Here is a 13,648-nt window from a genome sequence, read left to right as displayed (position 1 = left end):
AAAAGGAATTTTGTAATGAATTACCCGGGCTTATTTCATGAAAATTATTTTTTGATTTCCCGGTTATCAGAATGTTACGTTTACACCGGCGGTATAGGTACGGCTTTTGGGAAAGGCCGAATAATCTACACCCGGCGTCAGTTGCGAATAGCCGCTGCTGCGTGTAGTACTCACTTCCGGATCGTAACCTGAGTATGAAGTCCACAGGAAAGCATTATACACCGTCACATACACCCGCAGTTTCTTCATATAAGCTTTCGATATCAGCTTTTGAGGCAGTGAGTAGCCGAGCGTCACATTGTTTAGGCGCAAAAAAGATCCATCTTCTACAGCCGACGAATGAAATACCGGGGAAGCGGTGCCCATCGAAAAAGGCGACCATGTTTTAGCATTGGCATTCATTTTTGACAACTCAGCCATATCAGTAACAATTTCTCCGTTGGCATCTGTGTAGTGAAACCGGTTGTCATAGCTGGATGTATTCAGCATATTACCATAACTGGTTCTATACTGCATGTTGAAAGAAATTTTACCAGTATTATACACGTCGTTGCCATACATCCAATTGAAGAAAGGAGAAAAGTCAAACCCTTTATAAACTATGTTGAAACCAAAACCACCGGAGTGTTTTGGCAGAGCGCTGCCAATCAACTGCCGGTCGGCAGCAGTTATTGCAGTATCGCCATTAAGGTCTTTAAGTTTTAATATGCCCGGACGTACCGTTCCACTTTTAAAATATCCGCTGGGTAAACCCAGTATGCCGGCGTCATTAGGTACACCTGCCTTCAATATATATTGCTTGCTGGTGGCGTCATAAGATTCAAAATCATCAGCCGTGTACCAGCCGTCAGTTACATACCCATACATCAATCCAATGGTTTGCCCCACAATAAGCCGGTAATCATCCTGTGTTTTGAGATCGGTTCCGGCCCAGTTTGAGCTGAAGGCTTGTTCATTTACTCCATCCAGTTTATCAATTCTTGCACGGTTGATACCTATGTTGAAGTTGAAATTGATCTGTAGGTCTTTTTTTCTTATCACATCCACATTTAAAGCCAGTTCAATCCCCTTGTTTGATGTTTGCCCGATATTTTGCTGCTGACGGGAAAAACCGGTGGTGGTCGGTATTAATGATTCTACCAATAGATCTTTAGTAGTGTTTTTATAAAAATCCAGCGTGCCGGTTAAGCGGTTTTTGAATAAACCGAAATCCAAACCGATATTCCGGGTAATGGTAGTTTCCCACCTGATATCAGGATTGGTAAGTAAGGTGGAAGCATAGGTGTAGTAAGGTTGTGGCGCATCACCAAAGCCAATAGGCCGTGTAACAGACGGAGTAAACAAGGTTCTCCAAAGATCATTCGCTATGTTATTATTTCCCACTGCGCCATAGCTTGCCCTAAACTTCAGGTCGGAAACAAAGGCTACATTATCCATAAATTCTTCATTGGACATACGCCATGCAAATGAAGCGGCTGGAAAGAAACCCCACTGTTTTCCGGGAGCAAATTGGGTAGAACCATCAAAGCGTCCGGTCAGATTAAAGATGTATTTTTTATCAAACTGGTATATAGCCTGACCAAAGAAGGAAGCTACTTTCTGACCTGCTAAAACAGTGGTAGTATGCTTGTCGGTAGTTCCCAAAGCCATGGTAGCAAAAAGTTTTTCGGGCGCTGTACCATCGACAAACTTGATTGCACGGGAATATTCGGTAAGGCCTTTGTTTAAAGCCAGAACTTCCTGTCCTGCCAACAGGCTGAGATCGTGCCGCTCCGCAAAGTTCCTGGAATAAGCGAGGGTATTGGTCCAACGGTAACCATGTGTCTCGTTATTGGTCAGTTCTCCAAGAGGAAGATTGGAGCCTTCATTTTTTGATAAAGTCGTCAACGGACCATAGTAGCGTTTGATGATGCTGGTTCCGTGGTTTAAGTTAAACTCTGACCGGTAAGTAAGCCCTTTTATGATTTGCCAGGAAAGGCCTGCATTCATATTCAGCAAACGTGATGTTCTTTTTCGCCAATCCTGTTCAGCAAGTGCCAGGGGATTGATCAGGCTTTTTAAAAACTGTTCATACTCATCATCGCCAGCACCCTGATCAATTACAATCTGGTCAGCGATACCATTCACCGGCCTTGCTGTGATAGCATCCCCAATACGAAGGGATGAAGTGCCCGCAGTTCCGTTTCCATCAACAACAGTATGTGTAAACCGGGAAGCAAAATCAAACTTGAGGGATTTTGATATTTCATGGTTCAATTTGAAGTTAAGATAATTGCGCTGGTAGGCATTGGCAGGTATCAACCCCTCGTCTTTATTGTTGGATACGCTCAAACTCATTTTGGTTTTATCGGTGCCGCCGGTAATGCTCAGGTTGTGCTGTTGCGACAATGGAGCGCTGCCAAACAATACCTCCTGCCAGTCGGTGCCTTGCTGGTATTTATACAATTCCAGGTCATCATAAGCGCCAAAATATTTTGTGAGGTTGTCTACTTCGGACTGTCCCCTGAGTTTGGCAAATTCATGTTGGGCAAGTACAAACTCATAAGGAGAAAGTACATCGAGTTTTTTGGGCAGATTCCTTGACTGCATGAATCCGTTGTAGGAAATGGTTGTTTTGCCACCTTTGGCGCTTTTGGTAGTAATAATAACAACGCCATTGGCGCCGGCGGCCCCATAGATGGCCGCTGTTGCTGCATCCTTTAAAATATCAATGCTGGCTATATCGGTTGGCGCAATATCATTGATGCTGCTTACCCGAAATCCATCTACGATATAAAGGGGATCATTGCTGCCGGTGATAGAACCTCCACCCCTTACACGGATTACCACTTCAGCACCGGGTTGTCCATCCACCGTGGTTACCTGCACCCCTGCTAACCGGCCCGTTAAAGCTTCCGCAGCGCTGGATACCGGTATTTTCTCCAATTGTGATGCAGGCAAAGAAGATACAGTGCCTGTCAAATCTTTTCTTTTGACAGACTGGTATCCGATCACCACCACATCCTCCAGCGCTGCCACATCTTTATCCAATTTAACAGCTACAGCGGCTGCGCCATCTGTTCTAACTGTAGCCGGTTTAAATCCTGTATTGGTGATTTGCAATACCACCTCACCCGAGGCAGGTGCATCAATTTTAAAATTTCCATTGGTATCGGTTTGTGTACCTTTTTTGGTTGCAGTTACTAATACGGTCACACCACGCAAAGGCTTTCCTTCTTCGTCTGTAACCTGGCCCGACACCTCCCGGGTTTGTGCCTGGCTAATCAATACGGTAAAAAGCCAACCAAGCAAGAGCAGCATTTTTTTCATACAGTCAGTTTGTTTTTTAATGAGATACATTCAAATCAATTTGCTGTCACAAGGACAAAAATTGACAATCGTTGTAATAAAATCAGAAAAGATAGTGCAGGATAGTTGCTAAAGATGCAATATTTAATTTAGCAGAAGCATAGATATTTCTCTTCATTGCAAGCAATCCTTTAAAAATCGACACAACAAGTCTATGCAGATTTTTAATTGTACTGTATTATTTAAACCCATTTATTTGCGCAATCGTTCCCGACAACGATGCCATTTGTTTAGCAACTCTCTTTTTTATTTCTTTTTCCCTGATCAATAAAATATTGTTGTTGCAGGATTGCATTTTAAACAATTAAAGTTTATGTAAATCTTTTGCAATATCATGGCTTGAAATGCGCAACTAAAATCGCTTACCTTAGTGCTTTCCTAAACCGATGTCTCTGCCATGAAATTTGAAGCTGTTACTATAAAAGATATTGCCAAAGCACTGGGTATTTCTACTTCCACAGTCTCACGGGCACTGCGTGACAGCTATGAGATAAGTCCGGAAACTAAACAGATGGTGTTGGAATGTGCAGAAAGGCTGAACTACCGGCCCAACCCGATTGCACTTAGCCTTAAAGAAAAACGAAGCCGTTCCATTGGGGTTGTCGTCTGTGAAATTGCAAACAATTTTTTTTCCCAGGTTATTAATGGTATTGAATCTATTGCTTATGACCGTGGTTACAACGTTATCATCTCGCAGAGCCGGGAGTCCTACGACCGCGAAGTAGTAGATCTGCAATATCTCGCATCACGTTCTGTAGATGGTTTATTGATTTCTCTTTCTACAGAAACAAGTGATTTAAGTCATCTGAAAGCACTGCATGAAAAAGGATTACCGATTGTTTTGTTTGATCGCATTGCTGACGAAATCAATACCCATAAAGTTGTCATTGATAATTTTAAAGGCGCCTACGATGCTACAACGCACCTGATCAACAACGGTTATAAAAATATAGCAGTTCTCACCAATTCGGAATTTCTCTCCATTACGACTGAAAGAATGGCTGGCTATAAAGAAGCGTTGCAGTCGCACAATATGAAAATAAATAACAGCTATATCCGGCATTGTTTTTATGGGGGCATGATATTTTCCGAAATTGAAGATGCGGTGAATAAGCTATTTACTCTTAAACAAAAACCGGATGCCATCTTCACTACCAGTGACAAGTTAACAACCGGTTGCCTGAAGACCTTACAGCGCCGCGGTATAAAAGTTCCCGATGATATTGCGTTGGTTGGCTTTTCTAACACCGATATACCCGAGTTGATCAACCCGCCCCTGACATTGGTTCGGCAACCCGCAGAAGAAATGGGAAGAGCTGCTACCGAACTATTGTTACAATTGATAGAAAGTAAACGACCAATAAGGGAGTTTGAAAAAAGAGTATTGACTCCTGATCTGCAGGTACGGCAATCTTCCCTGATCTTAGCGAACAAGGTTTAGGAATATTCATTCAATATTGAATTCTCAGCCTGGGGACCTTTTTAGTTAACAACAACTTGCCTCCGTTCAAATTTGGTTTTGTCCTGAATGTGCAACAAATAAATTCCCGACCGCAATCCCTGGCAATTTAACCGCCATTGATAAGCACTTCGCTTGTGACTCGTCACCGCTACCATTTGGCCATAACTATTATATAGGGTCGCGGATTGAATGGGTTCATTGTTTTCGATAAACAGATCTGTCATTACTGGGTTAGGATAAATAAAAATACGGGCTCCTGATTGCTGCAGGCTGGCCGATACTGTTGATGAAATAGCTGCCCTGTTATCCTGATCCACCTGCACCAGGCGATAATAGTTCACTGGTCGGGGATTTTCATCAGTCCATTGATAGACCTTCTTTGCATTACTATAACCAGCCGCTTCCACCGTGGCGATCGTTTGCCAATCCATCGATGAAGTGGCCCGTTGTATTTTAAAATGATCACTGTTGCTTTCGGAGACGGTGGCCCAGTTTAATTCTACTTTATGCTGGTTAGCTTTCGCCGTAAAGCTTTCCAGTTGCACCGGCAAGATCAGATTGTAGTAAACCGTAATGCTTACCCGGTCTACATTGGCTGTCAAAAACAAACTTGCCAATCCAGCTGACATGCGTGCCGAAATAGCCACACCAAAATCGGAGCTATTGATATCTGCCGCCGTCCAGCTTAATCCCCAATCATCAGATACAGATCCATACGTTGTCGTCGCATCGCTACCCGTCCAGTTGGTTGCACTTGCCTTATCGTCTCCGTCGATCACGTTATTTTTAATGATCCGAACAGAATTGTCCCGGATAGAAGATCCCACAAGCAGGCCGCTGGCTGAACCTTCACGGGAAACTTCGATACCACATATTGCAGCACCAGCCGGAAGGCTGAAATTAAAATCTTTGAATACGAGATATTGTGTATTGGCAGTTGCCAAGACACCTAATAAGGTACCAGCACTGGAATAACTGTTATCAGAAAGTACAGTATTGGCAAGATTGGACCAGGTTATTGATCCCAAACCCGAATTGTTCGCTACGGAGGAAGATGTATGTGCACCCGTTGTGCTGCATTGCGATGAAGCGATGAATGGCATAGCCATCCATAATAAGAACTGGATGAATTTCATAAGAACCAGGTGGATTAGTTGGTTCGCTAAACTATTGAAGCAAATTGTCGGTTGCAAATTATTGGGCTCATTCAAATGATTTCTTTTTCTGCCAATATAAAATCCCTTAGCATTTTTACTATTAATTAATGCGATTCATTGTGTAACCATCATCCCTTAGTGCAGCTTACCTGCATAGATGAAAACCCTTAATGGCTAATATTTCCCAATTTCGTTGTTATACCGTCTTAATTTTTCCGATCTTTAAGTAATCGCTATACTGGCGGTGAAAATCATCTGTTAAGGAACCTGCTCTGTTATGGAAAGAAACTGATTGGTAGCTTCAACACCTGATAAGCCATGGTTGAGTTCTGTGTGGAATGGTGGCTTGATTTTAACGAATTAAAATATTGGTCATGCTTACGCCCAGCGGCGCATATTTTCAATGGTTATTTGAATCTGCACCCGGATCATACCTGGTACCCTGGTCCGACTTTGCCATAATGGCTGTATTAAAGTATGCAGGCAACCAATTAAACTCTTTCACAAAGATTTATTCTGAGAAGAGGAAAGACAAAGTGGTGTATGCTATTGAAGACAATGGCGCCAGGTTTACTATGCATAAGCCGATAAGTTTGTGGAAAGGCATGGGCCGAAGCCGAAGTGAAAAAAGGTGAAAAAAAATTTAGTTTATCCTATTCAAATCAACCAGCATGAATGTTTACAACCCCATTGAAATTTTATTTATTGAAGACAACCCACATGAAGCAGAATTGACCATTCGCAGCCTGAAAAAACATAACCTGGCAAACACCCTCAAGCATATTGATGACGGGGCCGAGGCGCTGGATTTTATTTTTGCCAATGGTGTATATGCCGACCGTGAATCCTCTCCCAATCCAAAGCTGATCATTCTTGATCTCAAACTCCCCAAGGTGGATGGATTGGAGATACTTCGTCAAATCAAAAATGATCCAAAAACTCAGAGCATTCCGGTAACGATCCTGACTTCTTCACAAGAGGAAAAAGATATCATCGAGAGCTATAAACTGGGCGTAAACAGTTATATCGTGAAGCCCGTCAATTTTGAATCTTTTAGTAAAGCAGTGGCGGACCTCGGATTATATTGGATGATTCTTAACCAAAGTCCAAATGCCTGATCAATCAACCTTATCAATGAATACTGAACTGAAATTATTATTACTGGAAGATAACCCGGCAGATGCTGACCTGATACAGACCTTGCTGAAACGGGCCGGTCTCCAATTTAGCGCTGTTGTAGCGGGTGATGAAGCAGAGTTTTTAGCAGCGATGAAAAGTCAGGGTTATCATGCGGTGCTGGCCGATAATGCGCTGCCGCAGTACAGTTCCATGGAAGCACTGAAGCTCATTCAGAAAACCAACCCGCATGTAGCCTTTATCCTTGTAACCGGCACGGTGTCGGAAGAATTTGCGGTAAATATCATTCAGCAGGGCGCCGATGATTATATTTTAAAGACCAATCTTACACGGCTCCCCGCAGCCTTGAAAAGCGCCATTGAGAAAAAAAGAAGCCGGTATGAAAAAGAATTGGCGGAAAAGGAAAGAGAGAAAGAAAAAGAATTGTCAATCTCGATTGTCAATAGCTTACCAGGTATATTTTTTCTCTGTGACCGGTATGGCAATTTTTTACGATGGAACCGGAATTTAGAATTCATTACCGGTTATGATAATGATGAAATAAACAACCTCACCCTAAACCTTTTTATTGAAAACATCGATTCATATGTACATCGTTGTTTTGCGACGGGGTATGGTGAGACGGAAGCCTTGCTGATTCGTAGAGATGGCAGGCGGATACATTATTATTTTACCAGCCGGGTAGTAACTTTTGAAGAAAAGTCTTGTTTGCTTGGCGTGGGGATTGATATTTCAGCGAGCAAACAATCAGCACTGGTGTTAAAACAATTGAATGAAGAGTTGTTGACAGTATCGGGACATCTGGAGCGAATACGTGAAGATGAACAGGCACGTATCGCAAGGGAAGTACATGACCAGTTAGGGCAAATGCTGACAGGTTTAAAGATGGACCTGTCCTGGCTGCGAAACCATAGTGATAAAAACCAGGCATCAGTCCGGCAACGCATGGATGAAATGGCCGCCTTGTTAGATGATGCCATGCGCTCAGTAAAAAAGATTGCCTCCGATCTCCGACCCAGTGTGCTGGATGATTTTGGTTTGATCGAAGGCCTTCAGTGGCAAAGCCGGGAATTTCATAAGCGATACGATGTGGAAGTAGAAGTGATTCACCCCGAACAGGAAATAGATATCGATCCATCTGTGGCCATCGGTGTATTCCGGATTTACCAGGAAGCATTGACGAATGTCGCAAGACATGCCGAAGCGACAAAAGTGACCACAACCCTCTCCTATTTGAAGGATATGCTGACGCTGACAGTTGAAGACAACGGGAAGGGGTTCGACACTTCAACGGTGTTGAAGTCCCTCGGATTATTGGGTATGCGGGAACGGGCTTATATTATGAATGGCCAGGTGACGATTAAAAGTGAAGCCGGAAAAGGGACAACGGTAAGTGTAGGCGTACCGTTGAGCGACAACGATAACTCGTAAGGCCCCGGTACATTGCCCGGAATAAAAGATGCTGGCTGAATTGATCTTATTGTCAAAACAGATCCCTGTCTTTCCAATCTCAGTTTACCCGGTTGACAGGCTGACCCTCTAAAAAAGCCACTACATTATTCCGGGTAATATGCAGGATCCTGGCTCTCGCTTCTTTGCTCATCCATGCATTGTGCGGCGTAATAATGCAATTCTTCGCCTTCAATAAAGGATTGCCTTCCTGTGGCGGTTCAGTAGATAAAACATCCAGGGCGGCGCCGGCTATTTGATCATTATTCAATGCATCAGCGAGATCCTGTTCATGAATCAAAGGCCCGCGGGCCGTATTGACAAGATAAGCCGATCGTTTCATGCGCTGCAATAAGTCCTTATTTACGAATTGATGATTGCCGGTCGTCAGCGGGCAATGTAATGTTATAATATCACTGCTGGCAAATAGGGTTGGTAAATCCACGTATCGGCCCAGCGTAGTGGGTTTATCATTCAACCGATGATAGATAACCTGCATCCCGAATGCATTGGCAACGCGGGCTACCTGCTGCCCTATATGGCCAAAGCCAACAATCCCTACGGTCTTACCGGCCAATTCCATAATCGGCGCCACGCTATAGCACCAGTCCGGCGACTGCTGCCAATCACCTTTAGCGACAGACCATGCATGTTGTCCCACCCGGTTCGTCAGTTCCAGCAACAAAGCAAAACAATGTTGCGCTACGGAGTCGGTACCATAGGCAGGCACATTACAAACAATTATTTTTCGGTCGCTGGCAGCTTTGACATCAATGACATTATAACCAGTTGCCAGCACACTGATCAATTGAAGCTTTTTACATTGTTCAATGGCTTCTTTATTCATCGCTACTTTATTGGTCAGAATAATTTCCGCATCTGTGCACCTATCCATAAATTCTGCCGGCGGGGTTCTGTCATAAACAACCAGCTCACCGCAAGCTGCAATGCTGTCCCAGCTTAAATCACCCGGGTTCAGGGTATAACCATCAGTAACTACAATCTTCATTGTTTCATTTATATACTTAAAATAAAAGTAGTGAAACTATCACCACATAAGTTTGACTATCTATTAAATCTTGCATTCCCTTTCTATCTCCCTGCTTAATAATTTGTATTTTTAGTGCAATAGCATCTAATACATCAATACAGTACGTTGGCAAATTTCAGGAACACTTCAACCATGACAGCAAAAGATTTATTGAACAAAATTTTAGACTACAACTATTTGTGGTTGTCGCCAAACAGAAAAAATTCTATCCCCGCAAAGATTAGACTTTCACAGATTGAAGCGCTACAAGAAGCATTCGGACTTACAAAGAAATACGTAAACCCTCTTGTTCAAATAAAGTACTCTTTTACTGGTAATAAGGACAAGCTGGACAGAGCGAAACACCTAAACAAGTTGACAAATCTTGAATATTTGCTAAATGGAGAATTTCTTTACGACAGAGAAAAAGTGGCAAACAAAGAACTGTCTGAGAAAATTGCAACAAGAATTACTTCTTTGTATCCAGACCTCACAGAATATATCCATCAAAAGCCCGTAGATATTGGCTGGCTGTTTAATGACCTGCTTAATTTCAGACAAGAGATATATAAAATAACTTATCCTAATGATGGAATGTTGGAAGGTTTTTCAGCCGGACTACATTATAGCTTTTATCTGCAACGGCAACTTAAAGAAATAATCAACAATAATCTTTCTGAAATTGACGAAACACTTTGGCTTATTCTTGACCCAACTAAAAGGGAGTTAAGCAAAAAAGAAATAAATTATCCAGATGCAGATTTGGAGAATATAGACTTAGAATGGAGAATGGCTAATTATTAAATCTGCGTACAACATTCCGTACTATGTATTATAGGCATTTTAAAAAATGTACAACCCAGAACAAACAGCAACATTTACAAACCAACGACATGTAGACCATTGTCCACCCCTTTTTCATAAGCGTGGAATAATTTTATCATTGCCCGAAGTTATCCACTCTATATAGAGAAAATAATTTTAATCTATCAACGAATGAAATGGGCGTGGCTTCTCCACAAATCGGTATCATAAATGGAATTGTCAATAAGTTTTCCGATTTCCTTTACCAGGTGCGGATCAACGACAGCCTTGCCTTTTTTAACCGATTCGCCGTGCCATGCTCCCCTATGCTTTTTTAAATCAAATTGATAGTCCCCTTTGAAATATACCGTATAGATAATAACATCTTTTTCCCGCTGCGATTCAAATACCCAAATATTTACAGGCTCACCATTTATATTCTTCCGGTGCACCAGGTATTTTTTAAAAACAGGATAATATTCAAGCGTTACCAGGTCGTCCTTAACAGCTTTGAAGCAGGCTTGCTCGCAATCCTCATTATGTTCACTGAACCAGCTATTGTGAATAGCATCATGCACATAAATATCCTCCTGGCCGTTCCCGAATTTGACATAAAACCTGAATTGACCACGGTCCAGCACTTGCGTTAAAACATCCACCCCCATTGATTTATCGTCAATATCAGTCTGAAATGATATGACAGGATAGGTGATCATTTACCAGGACTTAGAAAAAATAAGCCGCAAAAGCTTAGCCAATCTTGGCAAAAATGGTATAAATTTTATTGCTGATGGATATGCCCTCAAGCGTCATTTCCGATATAAAATACAATGCTGCTTCCAGGAACCTGGACATTCGTTTTACATCCGGTAATATTTATCGTTATAAAAAAGTGCCTGCTGAACTGTATACCCAAATGATCCAGGCTTTTTCGAAAGGAAAATTTTTCAACACCCATATTAAAGGCCTTTTTGAATATGAACAATTAAAACGTCATTAAAGCACAGCACTCCAGTATTTTGCCGCTCAGGCATTAAAATTGGACAATACGAATAAATTACGATCATGTCCCTGGAGGAAACAATTGTCCACGAAATCGGGAAAAAAGGCCCGATTGGCTTCAGAAAATTTATGGAAATGTGTCTCTATTATCCGGGGATGGGTTACTATACCTCTCCCACTCCCAGGATTGGCACACCTGGCGACTATTACACAAGTCCTTGTATAAGTGAAGTGTTTGGCCAAATGATTGCACGACAAATAGCAGAGATGTGGATTGCCCTGGGCAAACAACCTTTTACCATTGTAGAAATGGGTGGCGGATCGGGCAAACTCTGCAGTGATATCCTTCACGCATTAAAAGAAAATAAATCATTGTATAAAAATCTTCGATATGTATTTGTAGAAAAGAATCTTATGCATGCGAGGACAGTATTGGCTGAATTTCATGAAAAAATGAGTTGGCACGAATCGCTTGAGGAAATAGACCAGTTTGAGGGCTGTTTTTTATCTAACGAGTTAGTCGATAATTTTTCCGTACACCAGGTGCTGATGGAAAATCAACTTATGGAAATCATGGTTAGCTATAAGGATAGCTGCTTCACAGAAGTATTACACCCGGCAAGCAAGATCCTGGCCGATTACTTCAAGAAACTCAATGTACAGTTGCCATTTGGCCTGCGAACCGAAATTAACCTGCAAGCTATTCATTGGATGAAAACAATCTCGGCAAAAATGCGCAAGGGATTCGTATTGACAATTGACTATGGCTATACATCTGATGAATTATATCAACCATACAGAAAATCCGGTAATATGATTTGCTATCATGAACACAAGCGAAACTATTGCCCATATCAAAATATAGGTAAGCAGGATATTACTGCCCACATTAATTTCTCTGCGCTGAAATTATGGGGTGCCAAATTTAACTTGCTGCCACTCGGCTTTACATCACAGGCTCATTTTTTATCGGGTTTGGGTATCGGCAACCTACGATCGTTAAAATTAAATAGTCGTGACGCTGTTGATGCAATAAAAGCTCTGTTATGGAATATTGGAACCAAAATCAAAGTGTTTATTCAACAAAAAAATATGAACGCTGCTTATCTTTCGGGGCTGTCCCTGAGTAATCCTCTCTGAATGGCACGGATTGTCACAGCCATATTAATTTTAAACTATTACAGACCACATTTATCAATGCTGATTTTTTTCAAACAATTGAAACCGCGATAAAGGGAAGAAACACCAGAGCCCTCCTCTGTTTTACCAACCAATATAAACCCTTCACATTTTCTTTGTTTTCAGGAAGAAACCAGGTAATGGCAATTTCTTCCAGCAAGTCCAGGGCTGTAACTGCAATGGCAAGATAATAAAGCGTATGCAATGGCTCTTTTAAAAAAAATGCGAGAATTAAAAATGTACCCTGTACGACAGCAGCAAATTTGGCCAGGTAGGTATGAAAACTTGTTAAAGCGCCATAGCGGATGAATGCTGAAATAACCTGGATAAGAAATAACATAAAAATGGCAATCAGCCAAACATATTGACTACTGATAAAATCCCATTTAAATACAAAAAGTCCGATGACACCCATTAAAACAGTAAGATCATCCCCGATCGAATCAATCTTTGCTCCCATTGCACTGACAACATGATAACGACGGGCCAGGAAACCATCAATTGCGTCGGTAAAAAAACTGACTGCCAGAAACCATTTAAAAAAATTGGGTTTATCCGAGATAATGAAATAAAGAAGCAATATCGACGCCACAATTCGATAAACCGTAATCCCGTTGATGATATAATAACTGGTTCTTTGCATGTCCTTCTTCATTAATACCCGAACGGATATGTTTCGGGCATTTTATAACAATCCGGTTCTTCCTACAGCGGATACAATGACTGATCCGAATCAGCAGAGCTTTTAAGCGAAAAGCTTTTTACTTTATTGTCCACGTCCATAATCCATACATTAACCGATTATTGAAAGCTATGATTTGCTATCCTGTGGTTCCTTCCAGCATCGGAACAAACCTGAACTGGTTAAATGCTTCATGTGTCAGGGATGACGGGCGGTGTCAAGTTTTTGATGATACATGCTACTGTTTATTAACCAAAGCGACAAAAAAGATGCCCATTCGCTTTTCAGAAAAAAAACCAGCAGTGCAAATAAAACAGGATCAGATATTTCCGGATCATGTCCCCATCTTATAACCCGATTACATCCGGTAATTGCCGGGCATATACGTGAATGCCTTC

Annotated in this window: 12 protein-coding genes; 7 read left to right on the top strand and 5 right to left on the bottom strand. The window is 41.8% G+C overall.

Annotated features, from left to right (window positions below; genetic code table 11):
• Positions 1-66: 66 nt before the first annotated feature.
• Positions 67-3,309 (bottom strand): SusC/RagA family TonB-linked outer membrane protein, encoded by a 3,243-nt coding sequence (locus tag P2W73_RS09755; protein WP_276501839.1) that lies wholly within the window; start codon positions 3,307-3,309, stop codon positions 67-69.
• A gap of 436 nt (positions 3,310-3,745) precedes the next feature.
• Here P2W73_RS09755 and P2W73_RS09750 point away from each other — a divergent pair, with 436 nt between their 5' ends.
• Entirely contained in the window at positions 3,746-4,789 is a 1,044-nt protein-coding gene (locus P2W73_RS09750) for a LacI family DNA-binding transcriptional regulator (RefSeq protein WP_276501838.1), read from the top strand.
• Positions 4,790-4,830: 41 nt separating this feature from the next.
• On the opposite strand, the gene P2W73_RS09745 is transcribed toward P2W73_RS09750, so the two are convergent.
• Positions 4,831-5,946 carry a T9SS type A sorting domain-containing protein gene (locus P2W73_RS09745; protein ID WP_276501837.1) on the bottom strand — a complete coding sequence of 372 codons (1,116 nt, stop codon included), beginning with the start codon at positions 5,944-5,946 and terminating at the stop codon, positions 4,831-4,833.
• 395 nt (positions 5,947-6,341) lie between these two features.
• Here P2W73_RS09745 and P2W73_RS09740 point away from each other — a divergent pair, with 395 nt between their 5' ends.
• From P2W73_RS09740 to P2W73_RS09730, 3 genes are read left to right on the top strand one after another with little or no spacing between them, the layout of a single operon-like run.
• Positions 6,342-6,602, top strand: a complete 261-nt coding sequence (locus P2W73_RS09740) for a hypothetical protein (protein WP_276501836.1) — start codon at positions 6,342-6,344, stop codon at positions 6,600-6,602.
• 36 nt (positions 6,603-6,638) lie between these two features.
• Positions 6,639-7,085 (top strand): response regulator, encoded by a 447-nt coding sequence (locus tag P2W73_RS09735; RefSeq protein WP_276501835.1) that lies wholly within the window; start codon positions 6,639-6,641, stop codon positions 7,083-7,085.
• Positions 7,086-7,101: 16 nt separating this feature from the next.
• Positions 7,102-8,535: a hybrid sensor histidine kinase/response regulator gene (locus tag P2W73_RS09730; protein ID WP_276501834.1), complete on the top strand. Its 1,434-nt coding sequence runs from the start codon at positions 7,102-7,104 to the stop codon at positions 8,533-8,535.
• A 79-nt stretch (positions 8,536-8,614) separates the two neighbouring features.
• Here the strand turns inward: P2W73_RS09730 and P2W73_RS09725 are convergent, their stop codons facing one another.
• The gene (locus tag P2W73_RS09725) at positions 8,615-9,562 is read right to left on the bottom strand and encodes a D-2-hydroxyacid dehydrogenase (protein WP_276501833.1); all 948 of its coding nucleotides are present in this window, start codon (positions 9,560-9,562) and stop codon (positions 8,615-8,617) included.
• A 174-nt stretch (positions 9,563-9,736) separates the two neighbouring features.
• On the opposite strand from P2W73_RS09725, the gene P2W73_RS09720 reads away from it, so the two are divergent.
• Positions 9,737-10,387: a hypothetical protein gene (locus tag P2W73_RS09720; RefSeq protein WP_276501832.1), complete on the top strand. Its 651-nt coding sequence runs from the start codon at positions 9,737-9,739 to the stop codon at positions 10,385-10,387.
• Positions 10,388-10,572: 185 nt separating this feature from the next.
• On the opposite strand, the gene P2W73_RS09715 is transcribed toward P2W73_RS09720, so the two are convergent.
• Positions 10,573-11,103, bottom strand: coding sequence for a hypothetical protein (locus P2W73_RS09715; protein ID WP_276501831.1), 531 nt, complete (start codon positions 11,101-11,103; stop codon positions 10,573-10,575).
• A gap of 74 nt (positions 11,104-11,177) precedes the next feature.
• On the opposite strand from P2W73_RS09715, the gene P2W73_RS09710 reads away from it, so the two are divergent.
• Both P2W73_RS09710 and P2W73_RS09705 read left to right on the top strand, forming a co-directional pair.
• Entirely contained in the window at positions 11,178-11,387 is a 210-nt protein-coding gene (locus P2W73_RS09710; RefSeq protein WP_276501830.1) for a KTSC domain-containing protein, read from the top strand.
• Positions 11,388-11,452: 65 nt separating this feature from the next.
• Positions 11,453-12,529: a class I SAM-dependent methyltransferase gene (locus tag P2W73_RS09705; RefSeq protein WP_276501829.1), complete on the top strand. Its 1,077-nt coding sequence runs from the start codon at positions 11,453-11,455 to the stop codon at positions 12,527-12,529.
• 70 nt (positions 12,530-12,599) lie between these two features.
• On the opposite strand, the gene P2W73_RS09700 is transcribed toward P2W73_RS09705, so the two are convergent.
• Positions 12,600-13,211: a CDP-alcohol phosphatidyltransferase family protein gene (locus P2W73_RS09700; protein ID WP_276501828.1), complete on the bottom strand. Its 612-nt coding sequence runs from the start codon at positions 13,209-13,211 to the stop codon at positions 12,600-12,602.
• Positions 13,212-13,648 lie beyond the last annotated feature (437 nt).

This window comes from Terrimonas pollutisoli (assembly GCF_029360765.1).
Lineage (GTDB): Bacteria > Bacteroidota > Bacteroidia > Chitinophagales > Chitinophagaceae > Terrimonas_B > Terrimonas_B pollutisoli.
Note: the sequence above shows the minus strand (reverse complement) of the source record. Positions and strands in the feature narration are given on the sequence as shown.